Origin of the sequence: Pseudomonas silensiensis, assembly GCF_050434865.1 — a bacterium.
GTDB lineage: Bacteria > Pseudomonadota > Gammaproteobacteria > Pseudomonadales > Pseudomonadaceae > Aquipseudomonas > Aquipseudomonas fluorescens_W.
In genome coordinates this window covers 1-18,280 of record NZ_JBNDJH010000025.1, presented here as the reverse complement: position 1 = coordinate 18,280, position 18,280 = coordinate 1, and the positions used below count along the sequence as shown (strand labels likewise).

General features: G+C 60.3%; 22 protein-coding genes. 9 read left to right on the top strand and 13 right to left on the bottom strand.

From position 1 onward, the window contains the following. The first annotated feature begins 45 nt into the window (after window positions 1–45). On the top strand, window positions 46–486 hold the full coding sequence (locus QF010_RS27350) for a CBS domain-containing protein (RefSeq protein ID WP_033057363.1): 441 nt from the start codon (window positions 46–48) through the stop codon (window positions 484–486). 1 nt (window position 487) lies between these two features. On the opposite strand, the gene QF010_RS27345 is transcribed toward QF010_RS27350, so the two are convergent. Beyond that, window positions 488–1,111: a glutathione S-transferase family protein gene (locus QF010_RS27345; protein ID WP_033057364.1), complete on the bottom strand. Its 624-nt coding sequence runs from the start codon at window positions 1,109–1,111 to the stop codon at window positions 488–490. A gap of 163 nt (window positions 1,112–1,274) precedes the next feature. On the opposite strand from QF010_RS27345, the gene QF010_RS27340 reads away from it, so the two are divergent. Beyond that, window positions 1,275–2,069, top strand: a complete 795-nt coding sequence (locus QF010_RS27340; protein ID WP_429534297.1) for a DUF4349 domain-containing protein — start codon at window positions 1,275–1,277, stop codon at window positions 2,067–2,069. A 153-nt stretch (window positions 2,070–2,222) separates the two neighbouring features. Then, the gene (locus tag QF010_RS27335; protein ID WP_429534296.1) at window positions 2,223–2,585 is read left to right on the top strand and encodes a hypothetical protein; all 363 of its coding nucleotides are present in this window, start codon (window positions 2,223–2,225) and stop codon (window positions 2,583–2,585) included. Window positions 2,586–2,665: 80 nt separating this feature from the next. Here the strand turns inward: QF010_RS27335 and QF010_RS27330 are convergent, their stop codons facing one another. After that, window positions 2,666–3,760, bottom strand: a complete 1,095-nt coding sequence (locus QF010_RS27330) for a DUF1615 domain-containing protein (protein ID WP_033057367.1) — start codon at window positions 3,758–3,760, stop codon at window positions 2,666–2,668. 183 nt (window positions 3,761–3,943) lie between these two features. Between QF010_RS27330 and QF010_RS27325 the strand changes: the two genes are divergently transcribed. Beyond that, window positions 3,944–5,479, top strand: coding sequence for an FAD-dependent oxidoreductase (locus QF010_RS27325; protein WP_429534295.1), 1,536 nt, complete (start codon window positions 3,944–3,946; stop codon window positions 5,477–5,479). A gap of 62 nt (window positions 5,480–5,541) precedes the next feature. Here QF010_RS27325 and hemB read toward each other — a convergent pair whose 3' ends face one another. Further along, the gene (gene hemB, locus QF010_RS27320) at window positions 5,542–6,516 is read right to left on the bottom strand and encodes a porphobilinogen synthase (RefSeq protein ID WP_033057369.1); all 975 of its coding nucleotides are present in this window, start codon (window positions 6,514–6,516) and stop codon (window positions 5,542–5,544) included. Between the two features lie 189 nt (window positions 6,517–6,705). Here hemB and QF010_RS27315 point away from each other — a divergent pair, with 189 nt between their 5' ends. Continuing rightward, window positions 6,706–7,326 (top strand): LysE family translocator, encoded by a 621-nt coding sequence (locus tag QF010_RS27315; RefSeq protein ID WP_033057370.1) that lies wholly within the window; start codon window positions 6,706–6,708, stop codon window positions 7,324–7,326. A gap of 16 nt (window positions 7,327–7,342) precedes the next feature. Here QF010_RS27315 and QF010_RS27310 read toward each other — a convergent pair whose 3' ends face one another. Together QF010_RS27310 and QF010_RS27305 are read right to left on the bottom strand one after the other, a co-directional pair. Beyond that, entirely contained in the window at window positions 7,343–8,185 is an 843-nt protein-coding gene (locus QF010_RS27310) for a PhzF family phenazine biosynthesis protein (RefSeq protein ID WP_033057372.1), read from the bottom strand. Window positions 8,186–8,203: 18 nt separating this feature from the next. After that, window positions 8,204–8,917 carry a glutathione binding-like protein gene (locus tag QF010_RS27305; RefSeq protein ID WP_033057374.1) on the bottom strand — a complete coding sequence of 238 codons (714 nt, stop codon included), beginning with the start codon at window positions 8,915–8,917 and terminating at the stop codon, window positions 8,204–8,206. 359 nt (window positions 8,918–9,276) lie between these two features. Between QF010_RS27305 and QF010_RS27300 the strand changes: the two genes are divergently transcribed. Further along, window positions 9,277–9,948, top strand: a complete 672-nt coding sequence (locus QF010_RS27300; RefSeq protein WP_429534294.1) for a histidine phosphatase family protein — start codon at window positions 9,277–9,279, stop codon at window positions 9,946–9,948. 84 nt (window positions 9,949–10,032) lie between these two features. Here the strand turns inward: QF010_RS27300 and mnmH are convergent, their stop codons facing one another. Both mnmH and selD read right to left on the bottom strand, forming a co-directional pair. Beyond that, window positions 10,033–11,136 carry a tRNA 2-selenouridine(34) synthase MnmH gene (gene mnmH / locus QF010_RS27295; protein WP_033057378.1) on the bottom strand — a complete coding sequence of 368 codons (1,104 nt, stop codon included), beginning with the start codon at window positions 11,134–11,136 and terminating at the stop codon, window positions 10,033–10,035. Beyond that, window positions 11,136–12,170, bottom strand: a complete 1,035-nt coding sequence (selD, locus tag QF010_RS27290) for a selenide, water dikinase SelD (RefSeq protein WP_033057379.1) — start codon at window positions 12,168–12,170, stop codon at window positions 11,136–11,138. The genes mnmH and selD overlap by 1 nt, the downstream gene beginning before the upstream one ends. A 243-nt stretch (window positions 12,171–12,413) precedes the next feature. Between selD and QF010_RS27285 the strand changes: the two genes are divergently transcribed. Beyond that, window positions 12,414–13,370 (top strand): nucleoside-specific channel-forming protein Tsx, encoded by a 957-nt coding sequence (locus tag QF010_RS27285; RefSeq protein WP_429534293.1) that lies wholly within the window; start codon window positions 12,414–12,416, stop codon window positions 13,368–13,370. A gap of 59 nt (window positions 13,371–13,429) precedes the next feature. Here the strand turns inward: QF010_RS27285 and QF010_RS27280 are convergent, their stop codons facing one another. The 3 genes from QF010_RS27280 to QF010_RS27270 form a co-directional block, all read right to left on the bottom strand. Continuing rightward, complete coding sequence (locus tag QF010_RS27280) at window positions 13,430–14,386, bottom strand: quinone oxidoreductase family protein (protein ID WP_033057382.1); 957 nt, start codon at window positions 14,384–14,386, stop codon at window positions 13,430–13,432. A 28-nt stretch (window positions 14,387–14,414) separates the two neighbouring features. Then, window positions 14,415–14,588, bottom strand: coding sequence for a DUF1427 family protein (locus tag QF010_RS27275; protein WP_082459108.1), 174 nt, complete (start codon window positions 14,586–14,588; stop codon window positions 14,415–14,417). A 95-nt stretch (window positions 14,589–14,683) separates the two neighbouring features. Next, a complete protein-coding gene (locus QF010_RS27270) occupies window positions 14,684–15,463 on the bottom strand; it encodes an AraC family transcriptional regulator (protein WP_134099418.1) in 780 nt (259 codons plus the stop codon). A 147-nt stretch (window positions 15,464–15,610) separates the two neighbouring features. On the opposite strand from QF010_RS27270, the gene QF010_RS27265 reads away from it, so the two are divergent. Then, the gene (locus QF010_RS27265; protein WP_008152143.1) at window positions 15,611–15,838 is read left to right on the top strand and encodes a DUF6555 family protein; all 228 of its coding nucleotides are present in this window, start codon (window positions 15,611–15,613) and stop codon (window positions 15,836–15,838) included. A gap of 47 nt (window positions 15,839–15,885) precedes the next feature. Here QF010_RS27265 and QF010_RS27260 read toward each other — a convergent pair whose 3' ends face one another. The 3 genes from QF010_RS27260 to QF010_RS27250 all read right to left on the bottom strand — a co-directional run bounded on the left by QF010_RS27260 (window position 15,886) and on the right by QF010_RS27250 (window position 17,073). Next, complete coding sequence (locus QF010_RS27260; RefSeq protein WP_046049906.1) at window positions 15,886–16,050, bottom strand: metallothionein; 165 nt, start codon at window positions 16,048–16,050, stop codon at window positions 15,886–15,888. 73 nt (window positions 16,051–16,123) lie between these two features. Next, window positions 16,124–16,579, bottom strand: a complete 456-nt coding sequence (locus QF010_RS27255) for a DMT family transporter (protein ID WP_429510662.1) — start codon at window positions 16,577–16,579, stop codon at window positions 16,124–16,126. Next, on the bottom strand, window positions 16,579–17,073 hold the full coding sequence (locus QF010_RS27250) for a DMT family transporter (protein ID WP_429534292.1): 495 nt from the start codon (window positions 17,071–17,073) through the stop codon (window positions 16,579–16,581). The genes QF010_RS27255 and QF010_RS27250 overlap by 1 nt, the downstream gene beginning before the upstream one ends. A gap of 113 nt (window positions 17,074–17,186) precedes the next feature. Between QF010_RS27250 and QF010_RS27245 the strand changes: the two genes are divergently transcribed. Then, entirely contained in the window at window positions 17,187–18,122 is a 936-nt protein-coding gene (locus QF010_RS27245) for a LysR family transcriptional regulator (protein WP_033057388.1), read from the top strand. Window positions 18,123–18,280 lie beyond the last annotated feature (158 nt).

Genomic DNA, 18,280 nt, shown 5'->3' with positions numbered 1-18,280 from the left:
TGTCTACGATTCTTCAAGGACAACGACAACACCTGAGAAACTGCCATGAAAACCGTCGCCCAACTGCTGAAGTTAAAGGCCGAACAGAATCATGAGGTCCACACCATTGCACCGCATCAAATGGTGCTGGAAGCGCTGATGGTCATGGCCGCGAAAAACGTCGGTGCCTTGCCGGTCGTAAAGAATGGCGAGGTCGTCGGCATCATCAGCGAGCGTGACTATGCGCGCAAACTCGTGCTCAAGGGCCGCTCCTCCGTCGGTACGCCGGTCGAAGACATCATGGTGTCGCCGGTGATCACCGTGGACACTCATCAAACCGTCGAAACCTGCATGGGCATCATGTCCGACAAACGCCTGCGCCACTTGCCGGTGGTGGAAAACGGCACATTGATCGGCTTGCTGTCGATCGGCGACCTGGTCAAGGAGGCCATCGCCGAACAGGCCGAGTTGATTCGCCAGTTGGAGCAGTACATCCGCGGCGAATAGATCAATCCGGCCAATGCCGCGCGAAGACCGGTGCCAATGTCGGGTGCCGGTCGATGCGCGTAAGCCACGCGAAAAACCCGGGCCTTGCACTGCGTAAATGTTCCCGACTGCCCGCCCATCTGGACACCACCGCCGCCAGCACATCCAGCGCCCCCGGCGTCTCGTCGCCCAAGTACAAATCGCCCGAAAACTGATCGGCAAACACCTCCCAATTCCTGTGCAGTCGCGCGCGGGCACCGATCATAAGGTTTTGCCTGGACGATTCATCCGCCTCGGCCAACCAGCGCTCGGGGTAGTCGATGACGCCAATGGCCGAATAGCAATTGCTGACGATGTACACCAGGCCTCGAATGGCCTGATCCCGCGCGACGGTGTTTTTCGGCAACAGGTTTGATTTGGGGAACGTGAGCCCCAGGTGAATCAGAATCGCCGCGCTCTCGGTGAGAACGCTGCCATCGGGCAATTGCAGCGTTGGAATCTGCTTGAGCGGATTGAGTTTTTCCAGCGCGTGGGTCGCCTCGGGAGAGGCTTCAACGTCGATGAAGCGGTAAGGGATTTCGCAAAGCTCCAGTGCCGCTTCTATCGCGGCAGCGCCGGAGTTCTGGTGTCCGTATAGCTGGTACATATCGCGCGCTCCTGGCGAAACGAAAATAGAGTCAGCAGACGAGTAGGCACGAGGCACGTTCCCTGCCATTGGGCCGGGCGATACAGGTAAGATACGCCTCCCGGGCCGCGCTCATGAGTACCCGTCGCGGTTCACGCCCTACTGCACACTTCAAGGAAAGAACATGCGCCAACAGGATGGCGGTCTCGCCCAAATTCTTCGCCTCTATGGGTTTCTTCTGGCAGGCCTGGCCTTGAGTGGCTGCTCGCCGAACGAACACTCGTCATCGGCCAGTCTAGCCGGTGAACAAGGGCGCGGTGGCGCCATGCTCGCCTATGAGCACGAACTGCAACTGTTGCTGCCCCAGGCGCAAATCGGGCCGCGCTTGCAGGCCACACGTGAGGCCTGCGAAAGCGCCCGCTTCGGGGCCTGTAACGTTCTGCGTATCGAGCAAGGCGCCGGCCGCGCCGAGATCACGTTGCGCATTGCCCCCGCTGGCGTCGAACCGCTGGTCACGATGGCGGCTGAGGGTGGGGAACTGGGTCAACGGATCACCAGTGCCGAAGACCTGGCCGATGTTGTGGACGACACGCGTCGGCGTCAAGAACGGCTCAAGGCTCAGCAGCAACGTCTGGATGAGTTGGCGACCCGCAAAGACATCAGCGTCACGGATCTGATTACCTTGAGCAAAGAGCAGGCCGGGATCGAAAACGACCTGCAAGCCCTGGCCCAGATCGCCGCCGGACACCAGCGCCGTCTGGACACCAATCGGGTCACGCTGTCGTTCCTGCCGACCGGCGCCAGCAGTCGCTCGTCGCACCTGAGTCAAGCGTTCAGCAATTTGCTGGACAACCTGGCCGATGGCGCAGCCGATGCGCTGGAGAAAGTCAGCTATGCCCTGCCCTTCCTGATTCTGGCCTTCCCGCTGTTCATGCTGTGGGTCTGGTTGTGGCGCAAGTTTGTTCGCCGGCGCACGTGAGTCGTTGAACTGAAACATCACGCACACGAGGGGTGCGTTGTCCTTCCTATCATTGCCGTCGATGTTCACCATCACGGCAATGAAGTTCTCATAAAAAATCCGCGGCGTAACATCAGCTCCATACCCAACAACTACACCCCGGAGCACACCATCATGAAACGCCAAACTATCCTCAGCATCGCTTTCTCGGTTTTTGCAGTTAACGCTTTCGCCGCTACCTCTGTTCACCCGGTTGTCGCCGAAGGCGGCTCGGACCGTCTGATTGAAAGTCGTGTGGCTGAAGGTGGTTCGGATCGTCTGATCGAAAACCGCGTTGCCGAAGGTGGTTCGGATCGTCTGATCGAAAGCCGCGTTGCCGAAGGTGGTTCGGATCGTCTGATCGAAAACCGCGTTGCCGAAGGTGGTTCGGATCGTCTGATCGAAAACCGCGTTGCCGAAGGTGGTTCGGATCGTCTGATCGAAAACCGCGTTGCCGAAGGTGGTTCGGATCGTCTGATCGAAAGCCGCGCTGTATAAATGAATGGTTTTACCGCGGTACTCAATGAAAAACCTGGCCTTATCAGCCGGGTTTTTTTACGCCTGTTTTTTGCGCTCGGTCACTTGCCGGCCCGTGCCATGCAACGCTGATAACGCTCATCGACCCGCTTGGCAAACCATGCCGTGGTGAGTTTGCGGGTGATTTTCGGGCTTTGCAGCGCAATCCCCGGCAACACCGCACGCGGGAATGGCCGATCTTCCGCCTTTTCGGCCAGGGCGAAAACCCGTGCATAGAGCTGGGTGTCCTCGAATTCAAAGTTTTTGCCCTCCTCCAATTGATCCCGAATAGTCGGATTGCGCATGCCCAGTTGCTTGCCGAGGGTACGCACCGCCAATTCCGTGGTGCCTGGCATGATCGAATCGTAACGAACCAGGTCACCATCCAGCTCAAGCGGTATGCCCGACGCGCGACTCACCGCGTTCTGAAAAGCGGCATTGCGACTGGCGTACCAACCGGCATTGAAATCGGCAAAGCGGTACAGCGGTTGTTTGTAGCTCACCGGATAACCGAGCAAGTGGGCGATACCGAAGTACAAGCCGCCGCGACGACTGAACACTTCATGACGGATCGAACCGCTCACCGGGTACGGATACGCCTTCGCCTGTTCCTCGGCGAAATCGATGCTGACCTGCATCGGCCCACCGGTATGCACCGGGTTGAACCCACCGAACAGCGTCTTGCCCATGGGCACCATGCCGATGAAGTCATCGAAGATCGCGCTGAGCTCTTTTTCGCTGCGCGCCGCATTGAGGCGGTCGCTGTAGCTTTTGCCGTTGGATGAACTCACCTGCAGCGCACCGCTCACCAGCAGGCCCGGAATGTGGGCTTTGTCGGCACGGCGGTCGATCTCCTCGCGGGCGATTTTGCCCAGGCCCGGTACCGGCGGGTCTACCTGAAAGGTCGACTCCTGCTCGGTGACCGCCAGTACCGAGCACAGGTTTTGGGTAGATGGATAAATGTTCTGGGCAGCAAATGCTGCGTAAATATCGGTAGCCCAGCCCTGGCGATCGGTGGTTTTGGCCGGCAGCAGACGCACGATCTCGGCCTTGACCTCGGCAGGCTTGCGCGCAGGGAGCTCTTGCGTGCGCTGAGTACCGCAACCGGCCAACACCAGCAGCGCGGCGACGCTCATCATCAATCGATTGGCTTGCATGTTGCTCCATCAAATCCGTTGAGCCGGGTTAACCATACGATCAATGGCATGGCGCAGGCTATGACTCTCGCCGCCCCCTGCTGTTCCCCATCGCAGCGCGGGACCTTTTTCCGTTTGGCAGACAACCTGCCCGTCCGTCCCGGCTGAACCATACTTGTGCCACACACCGAGGAGGACAGTCTGATGAACCGTAGCGACGTTCTGATCATCGGCGCCGGCCCGACCGGGCTGGTGTTGGCGCTGTGGCTGAGCAAACTTGGCGTGCAAGTGCGCATCATCGACAAGACGTCGACACCCGGAACCACGTCGCGGGCGCTGGCCGTCCAGGCGCGGACGCTGGAGCTGTATCGCCAGCTCGACCTCAGCAATGCGGTGGTGCAGAACGGTCATCGAGTGGCCGCGGCGAACTTCTGGGTCAAGGGCGAACCTGTGGCGCGCTTGCCGCTGAGCCGCATCGGCGAAGGCCTGACGCCCTATGCGTTCCTCGAAATCTATCCTCAGGACGAACACGAACGGCTGCTGATAGACCGCCTCGAAGCCTTTGGCATCAAGGTGGAGCGCAACACGGTGCTGGAGAGTTTCTTGGAAAACGGTGACGGCATCACCGCCTATCTGCGCTTGCCCGATGGTCAGGAGGAAACCTGCCAGGCTTGCTATCTGGCAGGTTGTGACGGTGCCCGGTCGATCGTGCGCAAGACTCTGGACACCGGATTTCCCGGCGGCACCTACCAACAGATTTTCTACGTCGCCGACGTGCAGGCCAGCGGGCCGACGTTCAACGGCGAACTGCATGTGGATCTCGATGAAGCGGATTTTCTCGCGGTATTTCCCTTGGCCGGTACAGACCGCGCCCGTCTGATCGGGACCGTACGCGACGAGCGGGCCGAGCAAGCCGACACCCTGCAATTTGAAGACGTCAGCAGCCGGGCCATCGAGCATATGAAAGTAAAGATCGAGCAACTGAACTGGTTCTCGACCTACCGCGTGCATCATCGGGTGGCAGATCATTTTCGTACCGGGCGCGCGTTTCTATTGGGTGACGCCGCCCACGTCCACAGCCCCGCCGGTGGCCAGGGCATGAACACCGGCATTGGCGATGCCATCAACCTCGCCTGGAAATTCGCGGCGGTGTTGAGCGGCGGCGCTGAAGCCAAACTCCTCGACACTTACGAAACCGAACGCATCGCGTTTGCCCGCAGACTGGTCGCCACCACTGATCGGGTGTTCACTTTTGTCACGGCCGAAGGGCGCATGGCCGATTTGCTGCGCACGCGCCTGGCGCCGTTCGTGATTCCGAAAATGGCATCGTTTGAGGCGTCCCGCGAATTCCTGTTTCGCACGGTGTCGCAGATCACCCTGAATTATCGCGGGATGCCGTTGAGCACGGGTGTTGCCGGTCATGTTCACGGTGGCGACCGCCTGCCTTGGGCTCACGACGGTGAGGGCGACAATTTTGAATCGCTGAAATGTACGACCTGGCAGGTGCATGTGTATGGCGACACCAGCGACGAAATGATCGCCTGGTGCCACGAACATCATTTGCCGTTGCATGTGTTTGACTGGCGGCCGGCGTTTGAAGCGGCTGGCCTGGGACGCAACGGGTTTTACCTGTTGCGGCCGGATACGTATGTGGCGATTGCCGACAACTCTGCCGATCCCAAGGTGATCGAGCGGTACTTCCGGGATCACGGAATCAAACCGTTTTTCGGCGCCCACTGACTCAACACCGTAGAAATGTGGGAGCGGGCTTGCTCGCTCCCACATTTAATCTGCAGTGATACTTAGATCCCGGCCAGCGCCAGGTCCATTGCGAAGTAAGTGAAGATCAGATCCGCCCCTGCCCGCTTGATCGCCCCAAGGCTCTCACGCACCACGCGATCCTCATCGATCGCCCCGGCCTGGGCGGCGAATTTGATCATCGCGTACTCGCCGCTCACCTGATACGCCGACAGCGGCAAACGCGAGGCTTCACGGATGTCGCGGATGATGTCCAGGTACGCGCCGGCCGGTTTGACCATCAGCGCGTCGGCGCCTTCCTGCTCGTCCATCAGTGATTCGCGCACGGCTTCGCGGCGGTTCATCGGGTTCATCTGATAACTTTTGCGGTCGCCCTTGAGCGCGCTGCCGCCGGCTTCACGGAACGGACCGTAGAGCGCCGAGGCAAACTTGGTCGAATAGGCCATGATCGCGGTCTGGTTGAAACCTGCTTCATCGAGCGCCCGGCGAATGGCCTGAACCTGCCCGTCCATTGCGGCCGACGGGGCGATCACATCGGCGCCGGCACGGGCCGCGGCCACCGCTTGCCTGCCGAGGTTGATCAGGGTCTGGTCGTTGTCGACTTCATGGTTGTGCAGCACGCCGCAATGGCCGTGGTCGGTGTACTCACAGAAGCAGGTGTCGGACATCACAATCATGTCCGGCACGGCGTCCTTGGCAATGCGCGACATGCGCGACACCAGACCGTTGTCGCTCCAGGTATCGCTGCCGTTGCCGTCCAAATGGTGCGACACGCCGAACGTCATCACCGACTTGATCCCGGCCCGGGCATAACGCTCGATCTCACCCGCCAGTTTCGACTCCGGAATACGCATCACGCCGGGCATGCTTTTGATCGGTACGAAGTCGTCGATCTCTTCCTCGACGAAAATCGGCAGCACCAGATCGTTCAAGCTGAACTCGGTTTCCTGGAACAGGCTGCGCAGGCTCGCATTGCGGCGCAGACGGCGTGGACGTGCTTCGGGGAACTGACTGGACATGAGGGGTTCCTGAAAAACGGAGGACGAGACGAAAGTCGTAGGGGGCCAAAGCTTATTCCCTCAACGGTCAGGGGCACAAACATCGATTGTGGAAGACTTTGTTACGGGCCCGGCAATAATCCGACCTCATTGCGCCAGCTAAAGACAACGTTCAGGATTGAGCAAAACCAACACAAGGAGTGACGCAGCATGTTTGATATCCAAAACTACGGCAGCTTCCTTGCCGCGATTCTGATCTTCCAGTTAGTGCCAGGGCCAGGCACCTTCGCCATTCTCAACGCCACCGCCCGCAATGGCCTGGGCGCCGGGTTCGGCGCCGTGGGTGGCACGCTGCTGGGGGATGCGACGTACATGATTGCGGCGGCCATCGGCCTGGCGGCCGTGATGCAGGCCAATCCCCTGCTGTTCCAGATGCTGCAGTGGTTCGGCGCCGCGTACTTGTGCTGGATCGGCGTGCAATTGCTGCGCGCGCCAGCGACTCGGGACTCGGCGGGGCTGGAGCCGAAACGGTCGGCCCGGGACTACTTTCGCACGGCCCTGGCGGTGAGCCTGACCAACCCCAAGGTCATCCTGTTTTTTGTGGCGTTTTTTCCGCTGTTCATTCGCCCCGATGCCTCCAGCCTGACCCTGGTCGCGATGATGCTGCATGTTTCGTTCATCAGCGCGCTGTATCAGGGTCTGCTGGTTCTGCTGGGCAATGCCGCGGCCCGTCGTTTGAAAGCCATCCCCATAGCGCGAAAAATCGCGTCCCGCGTCGCCGGCATGGCGCTGGTCGGGTTCGGGATCAAACTGGCGGCGAGTAACCGTTAGGCCGCGACGCTCGGCGCTACAGATTCAAGGTTCCGCTGATGCAGGTCACCACCGCGCCGCCGATCCAGATCTCGTCGCCCACTTGCTCGACCTGAATGCGTCCGGCGCGCCCCATGGACAGGCCCTGGCTGACCACATAGGACGCCGGCGCCAGTCCATCTCTGAGCAACCATTGGGCAATTCCGGCGTTCAGGCTGCCGGTGGCGGGGTCTTCCGGCATGCCGTCGCCGGAGATAAACGCCCGCACCTCGAATTGTGCGTCATCGCCATCGCGCTCGGGATGCCATGGCGCGATGACACCGACGGCCAGGCCGAGCATTTGCGAATGATCCGGTTGCAGGTCCAGCACCTGCTGGCGATCCTCAACCATCACGGCCAGCCACCCGGCACCGTTGTCGACCCACTGAGTGCGCACAATCGCCCCCGTTTCCAGCCCGAGCCCCCGCCGCACCCGTTCCACCACATCCGCCTCCACTGGCCCGGTTTTGAGCAATGGCGGTGCGAGAAAGGCCAGCGCTGTCCCTTGTCGACGAACCCGCACCAGCCCCACGCCGCACTCCTGAATGATTTCTTCGCCCTTGGGCACGCCACCGGCCTCCAGCCACGCATGGCAGGTGCCCAGTGTCGGATGACCGGCAAACGGTAATTCGTTCAGGGTGGTGAAGATCCGCACGCGATAATCGGCGCGAGGATCGCGCGGTTCGAGTATGAATGTGGTTTCGCTGAGGTTGGTCCAGCTGGCGAACGACGCCATGTGCTCATCGCTGAGCTCATCGGCGTCGAACACCACCGCCAACGGATTGCCCTTGAGCGCAACACGGCTGAAGACATCTACTTGCTTGAAATCGAATGAGTGCATGGCCGTCCTTGGTCTTGATCAAATCGAAGCGTTTGGCTTGGGAATTTCCAGCCCGCGCTTCACCGCCGGCCGCGCCAGAAAGCGCTCCAGCACCCGCGTAACGTTCTTGAAGTCGTCGATGCCCACCAGCTCGCCGGCCTCATAGAAGCCGATCAGGTTGCGCACCCAAGGGAAAGTCGCGATGTCCGCGATGGTGTAGCGCTCGCCCATGATCCAGTCGCGCCCTTCCAGGCGATTATTGAGCACATTAAGCAGGCGTTTACTTTCATCGACGTAGCGGTCGCGGGGACGTTTGTCCTCGTAGTCCTTGCCGGCGAATTTGTTGAAAAAACCGAGCTGGCCGAACATCGGCCCGATGCCGCCCATCTGAAACATCAGCCACTGAATGGTCTCGTATCGCGCCGCCGATTCCTGGGCCAGCAGTTGCCCGCTCTTGTCGGCCAGGTAGATCAGAATCGCCCCGGACTCGAACAACGCCAGGGGTTGGTCCCCCGGACCGTGGGGGTCGAGGATTGCCGGGATCTTGTTGTTGGGGTTCAGCGAAAGAAATTCGGGGGACATCTGATCATGGGTGTCGAAGCCCACACGATGCGGTTCGTAGGGCAGTCCGATCTCTTCGAGCATGATCGACACCTTGACGCCGTTGGGGGTCGGCAAGGAGTAAAGCTGGATCCACTCGGGGTACTGAGCCGGCCATTTTTGGGTAATCGGGAACGCGGACAGATCGGTCATGGGAAGAATCCACGAGAAAATTGAGAGTGCCGATCTTAATGCAGGAGGATCTTTTGCCGGAATCAATCTCACTGATGTTAAAGATCAAGAGATTGCAGCCTTCGTAAGCACTACTACGTGTACTGTGTCCATAATTCCGCAACATCCTGTCGATAACCTTTGCTCTACCCCATCTCAGGTTGCCGCTACAGTGCTGCGCACTCGCCCGGATCGAACCAAAGGGGCTTCAGAGGACTCTGAGCATTGCCCTTTCGGAAACGGACCGGCCCAACGACATGGAAAACACCCGGCGCAGGGAGCTCGCGGTGTAAAGGTTTGTCAGCCTTAACCGAATGCGCTGAAGATCACCTATTCAAATGATGAGCCTTTTTAAATTCGCCAAACGCTTCAAGCATCGCGCGTATGTCGTCCTGCCCTGCCTGTTGGCGGTCGGCGCGCTGTTCCTGTTCCTTGAGCCCGGCGAAAGCCGCGCCCAACCGGCGGACGGCACCCAGACGCTGGTATTTCTGCGCCACGCGGAAAAACCCGAAGCCGGCCTCGGCCAGCTCAACTGCCAGGGCCTGAACCGAGCCATCGACCTGGCCACCTTGCTGCCGGAAAAATTCGGCAAGGCCAACTACGTGTTTGCCGCCAACCCGACGCGCAATGTCGAGGAAGGCGAACTGGACAATTCCTACAGTTACATCCGCCCCCTGATGACCATCAGCCCCAGCGCGATCAAGCTTGGTTTGCCGGTGAACATCAACTTCTCGGCCAACGACACCAGTGACCTAGCCGATGAATTGCTCCACGACAAGTATCACAACTCGGTCATCTACACCGCCTGGTCCCACGGCTATCTGCCGGAGCTGATCAACAAGGTCGCTGGAGAAGCCGTCGGCAAGAAACAGAACATCGCCGACGACTGGGAATCCAGCGACTACGACTCGCTGTACGTGCTCACCCTGACCTGGCACAACGGCAAGGCCAGTCTGCAGAGCCACGTCTACAAGCAAGGCCTGGATAATGGGCGGGAGACCTGTCCGACGTAAGTGTCGGCGGTGCCTTAAGTTTTATAGCGGCTGCAAGGGCCCCTTCGCGAGCAGGCTCGCGAAGGGGCCGGCAAAACCAACACATTACTTACGATTGATGCGCCGCGCTCGTAGATACTCCAGAACTGCAACCCTCTCCCCCGCGAATTCAATGCGAGCCCCTTTCTTCTCCCTCTGATACGCATACATCGGGTCGTAATACTCGCGAAGCAACCCTTCGATCCAGCCCCGGTGCAGGTCCACTGCCCCGCTGCTCGCCTGCTCCGCCAGCGCGTCTTCCATCAAAATCAATATCCGCCGATGGCGTTCACCGCCCAGGCGTTTCTGCACATTGTTCAGGCTCTCCAGCAAACGCTCGGAAAACAGCGCGAAGCCTTCCTCGCCATGCACGCCGATGAACTCGGCACACAAGTCCACCACGTAATCGCGCAGGATCCGTTCGACCCGCCCTTCCAGGCTGTCTTCCAGCCAGACCATCGGAAACTGTTGCATGCCCTGATACAGCGGCAACGGCAGCGCGCAACTGCCGATCGCACGGCTCTCGTCTTCCAGCACAAACTGCTCGATGCCGTGGGCGCGCTTCTTCAGCACGTCCACCGCCAGGCGGTTTTCAAAATCGATGTTGGAGGGTTGGCCGGTCGCGCGTTTACCGAAACTGGAGCCGCGATGATGGGCGTGGCCTTCAAGGTCCAGCCCGTTGCGCAACTGCGTGAGCACCTCGGTTTTACCGGTGCCGGTCATGCCGCCCAGCAAAACGAAATCACACTGGGCAACGGCCTGATCGAGCGTGTCCAGCAAGAAGGTGCGCATCGCCTTGTAACCGCCACCCACTCGCGGATAGTCGATGCCCGCCTCGTCCTTGAGCCATTGCTGGACGATCTGCGAGCGCAAACCGCCGCGAAAACAATACAAATACCCATCGGGATGAGCCCGGGCAAAATCGGCCCAGGCCTGGATACGCTCGGCTTTTATCTCGCCGGACACCAACTGGTGCCCCAGCGTAATAGCCGCTTGCTGGCCGTGTTGCTTGTAACAAGTGCCGACCCGTTGCCGCTCATGGTCATTCATCAGCGGCAGGTTGATCACGCCGGGGAATGATCCTTTGAGAAACTCGACTGGCGCACGGGCATCCATCATCGGTCGGTCGTTGAGGAAAATGTCGCGGTAATCGGTGAATTCGATGGACATCAAAACACCTCGACCGCGTTCGTCTGTCGCTCGATCAGTTCACCGATCGGCTCGAGGGTCAGGCCCAGCTCGGCGGCTACTTTGAGGAAGTGTTCGTTGCCTTCGGGGGTGACCGCAACCAACAGGCCACCGCTGGTCTGCGGGTCGCAGAGCACGCGTTTGTGCATTTCCTGAAGACGCCCAAGCTTGCTGGCGTAGCTGTCGAAGTTGCGCAGCGTCCCGCCCGGCACGCAGCCTTGGTCGAGGTAATACTCGACACCCGGCAGACGCGGCACACGGTCGTACTCGATGCGAGCGGTCACGTTGCTGCCGTCGGCCATTTCCACCAAATGCCCCAGCAGGCCGAAACCGGTGACGTCGGTCATCGCGGTGACGCACTCGAGTTTGCCGAAACGGCTGCCGGGTTTGTTCAGGGTGCACATCCAGTCGCGGGCCAGGCCGATGTCGGCGTGGCGCAACTTGCCCTTCTTCTCGGCGGTGGTGAGGATGCCGATGCCCAGCGGTTTGGTGAGGTAGAGCAGGCAACCGGCGGTGGCGGTGTCGTTGCGCTTCATGTGGCGCTTTTCCACCAGACCGGTCACGGCGAGGCCGAAAATCGGCTCCGGCGCGTCGATGGAATGCCCACCGGCCAACGGTATCCCCGCCTCATCACAGACCGAACGCCCGCCGCGAATCACTTCCCGGGCAATTTCCGGGGCCAGTACATTGACCGGCCAGCCAAGGATCGCAATCGCCATCAACGGATCGCCGCCCATGGCGTAGATGTCGCTGATGGCATTGGTGGCGGCGATGCGGCCGAAGTCGAACGGGTCGTCGACGATCGGCATAAAGAAGTCGGTGGTCGACACCACGCCGCGTTCTTCATCGATGGCGTACACCGCCGCGTCATCGCGCGAGGCATTGCCGACCCAGAGTTTCGGGTCAAGGTTCTGCGCCCCGCTGCCGGCCAGAATCACCTCCAGCACCTGGGGAGAAATCTTGCAGCCACATCCTGCACCGTGGCTGTACTGGGTCAGGCGAATCGGTTCGCTCATGGGGGGGCACACCTTGTGAAGTCAGTGCCAAGGAGTCTACATCAACGTCGTCTCCCCCGAGGCCCCACGAATCGTTGACCGAAAGGACAGCTAAACCACTCATTCCCTCACCTTTTCCGTACCTTGAGCAAAACTGGTATGCCTTGTGCAAACGTTTGCTAGTCGCTGATACAAGCGTTTTCGCTACAAAACAGCGCAAGCCCGCAGAACCGGGCCTTCAATCCGCACGAAAAGGGACTTTTAATGCACCGCACGTCCAGCCGCGTGACTTGCTCGCGCACCTTTGCTGTTTCCTTGCTGCTGGCCAGCGTTACAGGACTACTCAGCAACACCGTTTTGGCGCAACCCGCTCTCGCCGAAGAATCCGCCCAGGGTGAAACCCTCAGCCCCGAAGCGAGCCCACCGAAAAAAGGCGTGTACCTCTCGGACTGGTTCAATCAGGACCTGACCGTCATCGGCAGCAAAGACATCAGTTTCGGCCCGCAACCGGCCGACGATATCTACCTGGAATACGAGTACTTCGGGCGCAAGGGGCCGTTCGAGTTGTACGGCTACATCGACATTCCGAAGATCTTCGACATCGGCAACAGCCATGACAAAGGCGTGTGGGACCACGGCTCGCCGGTGTTCATGGAGCATGAACCGCGGATCTCCATCGATTACCTCGCCGGCCGCAGCCTGGCCATCGGGCCGTTCAAGGAATGGTACGTGGCCTTCGACTGGATCTACGACCACGGCAGTAACAGCGCCAACCGCGCCAATACGCTCTACAGCGGTTTGGGCACCGACATCGACACCCATTCGCGGGTCAACCTGTCGGCCAACGTCTATGGGCGCTATCAGTGGGAAAACTACGGTGCCAGCAACGAGTATTCATGGGACGGCTATCGCGCCCAGCTCAAATACATCGTGCCGATCAGCAGCTTCAACAACGGCGCGTCACTGACCTACATCGGGTTCACCAACTTCGACTTCGGCTCGGATTTGCACAAGGACAACCCGGCCCGTACCGCCAACGCCACGGTGGCCACCAACGTATTGCTGTACTCGTTCACCCACTTGCGTTTCACCCTGGTCGGCCGCTATTTCCACAACGGCGGCAACTGGGACGATGGCAGCGAATTGAATTTTGGCGACGGTAGCTTCCGCGCCCGTTCCGACGGCTGGGGTTACTACGCTGGTGTCGGTTATCAGTTTTGAGTCTGGTTTGAATCAGGAGCCGCCAAATCTTGTGGGAGCTCGCTCCCACATTGATTGTGTTATGGCAACAAAATCACCTTGTCACCACTGCCTTGACTCACCTCGGCATACCGCTCCAGACCTTCTGCCAACGGCGATTCAAACAACCCCTCGGGCAACGGCAACAGGCCCTGATCGAAGAACGTGCCGAATTGCTCAAGCATCGCCGCACACGCCTGGACGCCGTACAACAACGAGTTGATCCCCACCACCGAACCGCCCTTGCGATACAGCGCCAGGGCCGGCAATTGCACCAGGCCGTCCACCGGCGCGGCGATGATCGCGATGCGACCGAACGCGGCCAGCGCCGGGACCGAGGCCGGCAGCCAGAAACCGGTGGTGTCGAAAATCACATCGGCGCCGCCGGCATACACCGCATTCACCTGTGCGCCGAGGTCCTCGGGTTTATCCAGTTGCAGCGTCTGATACCCCTGGGCCTGCAAATCCTTGACCTGTTCCGGCCGGCGCGCTGCTGCCAGCACTTGAGCGCCACGCACCTTGGCCAGCGCCAGTGCTGCGGTGCCAACCGCCCCGCCACCGATCACCAGCAACCGGGTTTCGGCCGTCACCCCACTGCGCTCCAACGCATCCCACGCCGTGGTGTACGGCACGCCGAGGCTTGCCGCCTGGGCAAAACTCAGATGGGTCGGCTTTTGCGCCACGCCATTGGCCGGCAGTTTGACGAATTGTGCATGGGAGCCATCGGCGAAAAATCCCAATTCACGGCCGGTGCCCCAGACTTCCTGACCGATCAGCGCCTGCGGGCCTTCAACGACAACACCGGCAAAATCACGACCGGGAATCCGCGGCAGTGTGGTGTAGGGAAAACGACCCAGCACGTTTTTCACATCGCTGGGGTTGAGGCCCGCGGCCTTGATCTGGACCAGCACTTCATCGGCGCCGGGGACGGGGGTTGGAACCTCAACATAGCGCAGGGCCGAGAGGTCACCGGTCTTGTCGAATTGCAGTGCTTTCATGAGCGTTTCCCTCGAATGAATAAACGGTTCAGGAGATCCAGCCAGTGACCAGCTGCCGGCCCATTGGCCACACCTTCTCACCGACCAACATGCCGAGCAGCCCTACCAGCGCGATGGCCGGTGGTGCGGGGGAACGAAAATCCAGAGCGCCGTAGAGCAGACCGACACCCAGACCGATGACCAATGAGATGAGGTAACTCATGGCGGACTCCGTGGCTGATTAAGGTATGCCCGAAGTCTAAAGATCGGTAGCGAAGAGCATCGGCCAAGTGCTTCGGAATATCGGCCAAACCGTGTTCAATCCTGACGCTGGCTCGCCGAAAATTGCGAAGGCGCGACACCCAGTTCCCGTCGGAACATGTCGCTGAAGCTGCTCGGCGAATAGCCCAGCTCCCGGGCAATCGCACTGACCGGCACGCCCTGGATCAACTCCGCCACCGCGGTCGCCAGTTGCACCTGGCGCCGCCACTCGGCGAAGCCCATGCCCAAACCGTCTTTGAACAACCGCGCCAGGGTGCGCACACTGGCACCAGCGTTTTCGGCGTGTTGTTCGAAGGCAATGTCCAGCGATGGCGCGGCCATGACCGCCTGGCACAGGTTCATCAGGCGCCGGTCGGAATCATCCGGCAACGGAATCTTCAGCAGCGAGCGCCGGGCTCGCCTAAGCTCCAGCAGCGCCAGGCCGACCAGCGCTTCGTAATACTCGGGCGCGCCATCGTCGCCCTGCTCCACCAGCCCGACGATCAACTCGCGCAGCAGTCCGCCGACTTCGATCACCTGAACCGTGTCATCCAGCGTCGCCGCCAATGAGGGCCGCAAGTAAATGTTGCGCATCTGTAAATCCGAGACCACGCGAATCCCATGAGGCACACCCGGCGGCAGCCACACGGCTCGTTGCGGCGGCACCACCAGCGCTTCATGGGGCGTCTCGACCCACATCACTCCGCTCATCGCATACAGCAGCTGCCCCCAGACATGCTCATGCGGCTCGATGTACAAGCCGCGCGGATAGGTGCGCGCCAGCGGTTGCACGGGCACATCGGTATCACTAAGGTCTGGAGGGGCGGCAAGGGCCATGGTCAGCAATCATTGGGGGTTTTCAGAGATTGCATGGTAACCAGCCACCCGCGTTGTCGCCACTGGCGAAACCCCGTCCGCCAATCCGACTGAATTTTCCGTAACCCCGACGATCCTTGTATTACCACAGGGAGGAATATGGGCTATATGAACAACGCAAAACTTTTCGTCATTGAATACACCCTTCATGGCGCGCCCAAGTCTTTCATCATCCGCCTGGACAAGATGGATAACGCAGAGGCTTGGCATTGGGCGAGTTGCGACGCGGGGGTCGGACGAATCCCTCGCTTTGGCCGAGAGAAGGTGCAAAAAACCAGTAAGCCGATGGCAGAGAAGTTCGGCGTGGAAAACGTCAAATGGCGGCCGGCGAATTGAAATGAAAGTGGAGCCCGATCAGGCTCCACCTTTTTTTGGATAAGTGGTCAGCGTTGGGCGCACTTGCAGCCCTTGCTGGCACATTCTTCGCCATGTTCGTGGTGCTTGGCGCAGGCTTCACAGCAATAGTGCTTGCCGTGGCGCGCGATCGGATGTTCGCCCAGTTTGCAGGAGCATTTGGGGCAGTCGCAGATACTTTCACTGTCGATCATGAGTCTGACTCCATTGGTTGTGGTCGTCCGGGCCTGGCAAATGCGACCCGTATCACCAGTGTAGGAGCTTGCGTCAGCCCTGCCGGGTACTGCTGCGATACATGAACAGCAACGCCAACGCCAGACACACCATCGCCAACATCCGGCTACTCGACAACTCGATCGCCGGGTTGCCCAGCCAGCCGAAGTTATCGATCAACATCCCCATCCCCAGTTGCCCGACGATCACCGCCACCGTCGCCACTGCCGTACCGACCCGCGGCACCGCACCCACCATCACCATCATGTACACCACCCCGAACAGTGCGCCGCTGAGCTGCCATTTCGGCACGTCCAGCAAACTCACGGCATGGGCCGGTTCGAAAAACAGGATCAGCAGCCCGGTGGTCACGGCACCGACCACGAAGGTCAACAAACTGCTGCGCAACACGCCCACCGTTTCGCCCAGCCGCCCATTGATCGCCGCCTGGACGCTCAACACCGCACCGGCCGCCACGACCACTGCCAACAAAATAATCAGATTCATCATCAACCCCGAGCAATCAGAACAAGTGCCACGACAATCAGCAGCAAGGCCAGCCAGCGTTCACCGTTGACCTTTTTACGGGTGGCGCCAAACCAACCGAAGTGGTCGATCAACACGCTTTTGCCGACCTGCCCGGAGAGGATCGCGATCATGGTCATGGCAATGCCGATGTGCGGCGTGGCCAAGGTCAGCACGATCACGTACATCGGCCCCAAAAACCCGCCGATCAACTGCCAGCGCGGCAGCTCATTCAAGGCCGGTCCCTGTTGCGGACCGCTGAACAGCAACAGCAAAAACAGAATCGCGGAGCCGACACCGAAGATGCTCAAGGTCGCCCACAAGTGCCCGACCTGAACCCCGAGCGGTCCGAGCAAACCGGCCTCCACGGACAGGCCCATGCCGGCCAGAATCACCAGTGGCAGCAGCAACAGCCGCAGCCCCGGTTTAGTGGTCGGCGCGGCGACAACGCCAACGTCGTCGATTGAAGAAGTGTGCATAGAAACAACCTGCCTGAAGTGAACAATGGCGCGCATTATCGGCTGGCGGTCCTTTGCGATAAATGGGAGCATCCTGACAACACTTTTGCGCAACTCGCACAGCAGGATTCGTCATGCATGGCCTCAACGATCTGGGATTCAAGGCACTTCGGCTGTTTGTAGCGGTGCTGGATCACGGCAGTTTTTCCGAAGTCGCCCGCCGCGAGGGCCTGGCACCGTCTTCGATTTCCCGGCAGATCCAATTGATGGAGCAAGCCCTGAGCCAGCAATTGCTGTATCGCCACACCCGCGCCGTCTCGCCCACCGAAGCCGGGCGCATGCTCGGTCATCACGCGCGACTGGTGCTGGTGCAACTCGAAGAGGCCGAACAGGCCTTGCAGGAACAGCAAAGCGAACCGAGCGGACTGGTGCGGATCAATGCGCCCGTGGTGTTCGGTCAGCGGCACCTGACGCCGTGGCTGGGACAGCTCTGCGAGCGCTACCCGAAACTGCAACTGGATATCCAGCAGACCGACAGCTATGTCGACCCGCTGCAGGAAGGCGCCGACCTGCTGTTTCGCATAGGCCCGCTGCACGATTCGAGCATGCAGGCGCGGATTCTGGCGCCCCATCGTTTTCAGGTCGCCGCAAGCCCGGCCTATCTGGAACGTCACGGCACGCCGCAACACCCCGAAGAACTGGCCGCGCATCAGTGCCTGGCCTACAAGGGCGTGACCGGCCAGCAACGCTGGTTTTTCCGCAAGGATCAGCAGGACTGGACGCCCTGGTCGGTGAAGGGACCGATCACCGGCAACCACGCCGACACCCTGACGCAAGCCGCCGAACAAGGCTTGGGACTGGTGATGTTTCCGTCGTGGCTGATTGGTGAAGCGGTGCGCAACGGCACGCTGGTGCCGGTGCTCGGGGCGTATCAGGTGTCCAACAGCCTGGAGCCGCAGCAGATTGCGGTGCTGTGGCCTGGGAGCCGACGGTTGTCGGTTAAGGTGCGGACGGTGATCGATTTCTTCGTGGAATGCTTCGGCACAGTGCCCTACTGGGACAGACCGTAGCTGCCTGCCTTAATGACGATGCGAAACGCTTTCTGTAGGAGCCAGGGGGGGGGGGGGGGGGGGGGGGGTGGGGGGGGGGGGGGGGGGGGCCCCCGGCGCGGCACTGTTGAGTTTGGTTGGGTTATGTATTGACACAACAACTCGGACGGCGCGGAGCG

What these genes read in the sequence shown, in the direction of transcription:
- selD (WP_033057379.1), bottom strand. Translation starts at nt 12,170, where the DNA reads ATGAGCGAACCGATTCGCCTGACCCAGTACAGCCACGGTGCAGGATGT.
- QF010_RS27265 (WP_008152143.1), top strand. Translation starts at nt 15,611, where the DNA reads ATGAACAACGCAAAACTTTTCGTCATTGAATACACCCTTCATGGCGCG.
- QF010_RS27340 (WP_429534297.1), top strand. Translation starts at nt 1,275, where the DNA reads ATGCGCCAACAGGATGGCGGTCTCGCCCAAATTCTTCGCCTCTATGGG.
- QF010_RS27300 (WP_429534294.1), top strand. Translation starts at nt 9,277, where the DNA reads ATGAGCCTTTTTAAATTCGCCAAACGCTTCAAGCATCGCGCGTATGTC.
- QF010_RS27250 (WP_429534292.1), bottom strand. Translation starts at nt 17,073, where the DNA reads ATGCACACTTCTTCAATCGACGACGTTGGCGTTGTCGCCGCGCCGACC.
- QF010_RS27305 (WP_033057374.1), bottom strand. Translation starts at nt 8,917, where the DNA reads ATGACCGATCTGTCCGCGTTCCCGATTACCCAAAAATGGCCGGCTCAG.
- QF010_RS27255 (WP_429510662.1), bottom strand. Translation starts at nt 16,579, where the DNA reads ATGATGAATCTGATTATTTTGTTGGCAGTGGTCGTGGCGGCCGGTGCG.
- QF010_RS27275 (WP_082459108.1), bottom strand. Translation starts at nt 14,588, where the DNA reads ATGAGTTACCTCATCTCATTGGTCATCGGTCTGGGTGTCGGTCTGCTC.
- QF010_RS27315 (WP_033057370.1), top strand. Translation starts at nt 6,706, where the DNA reads ATGTTTGATATCCAAAACTACGGCAGCTTCCTTGCCGCGATTCTGATC.
- hemB (WP_033057369.1), bottom strand. Translation starts at nt 6,516, where the DNA reads ATGTCCAGTCAGTTCCCCGAAGCACGTCCACGCCGTCTGCGCCGCAAT.
- QF010_RS27280 (WP_033057382.1), bottom strand. Translation starts at nt 14,386, where the DNA reads ATGAAAGCACTGCAATTCGACAAGACCGGTGACCTCTCGGCCCTGCGC.
- QF010_RS27330 (WP_033057367.1), bottom strand. Translation starts at nt 3,760, where the DNA reads ATGCAAGCCAATCGATTGATGATGAGCGTCGCCGCGCTGCTGGTGTTG.
- QF010_RS27335 (WP_429534296.1), top strand. Translation starts at nt 2,223, where the DNA reads ATGAAACGCCAAACTATCCTCAGCATCGCTTTCTCGGTTTTTGCAGTT.
- QF010_RS27350 (WP_033057363.1), top strand. Translation starts at nt 46, where the DNA reads ATGAAAACCGTCGCCCAACTGCTGAAGTTAAAGGCCGAACAGAATCAT.
- QF010_RS27260 (WP_046049906.1), bottom strand. Translation starts at nt 16,050, where the DNA reads ATGATCGACAGTGAAAGTATCTGCGACTGCCCCAAATGCTCCTGCAAA.
- mnmH (WP_033057378.1), bottom strand. Translation starts at nt 11,136, where the DNA reads ATGTCCATCGAATTCACCGATTACCGCGACATTTTCCTCAACGACCGA.
- QF010_RS27325 (WP_429534295.1), top strand. Translation starts at nt 3,944, where the DNA reads ATGAACCGTAGCGACGTTCTGATCATCGGCGCCGGCCCGACCGGGCTG.
- QF010_RS27245 (WP_033057388.1), top strand. Translation starts at nt 17,187, where the DNA reads ATGCATGGCCTCAACGATCTGGGATTCAAGGCACTTCGGCTGTTTGTA.
- QF010_RS27345 (WP_033057364.1), bottom strand. Translation starts at nt 1,111, where the DNA reads ATGTACCAGCTATACGGACACCAGAACTCCGGCGCTGCCGCGATAGAA.
- QF010_RS27270 (WP_134099418.1), bottom strand. Translation starts at nt 15,463, where the DNA reads ATGGCCCTTGCCGCCCCTCCAGACCTTAGTGATACCGATGTGCCCGTG.
- QF010_RS27285 (WP_429534293.1), top strand. Translation starts at nt 12,414, where the DNA reads ATGCACCGCACGTCCAGCCGCGTGACTTGCTCGCGCACCTTTGCTGTT.
- QF010_RS27310 (WP_033057372.1), bottom strand. Translation starts at nt 8,185, where the DNA reads ATGCACTCATTCGATTTCAAGCAAGTAGATGTCTTCAGCCGTGTTGCG.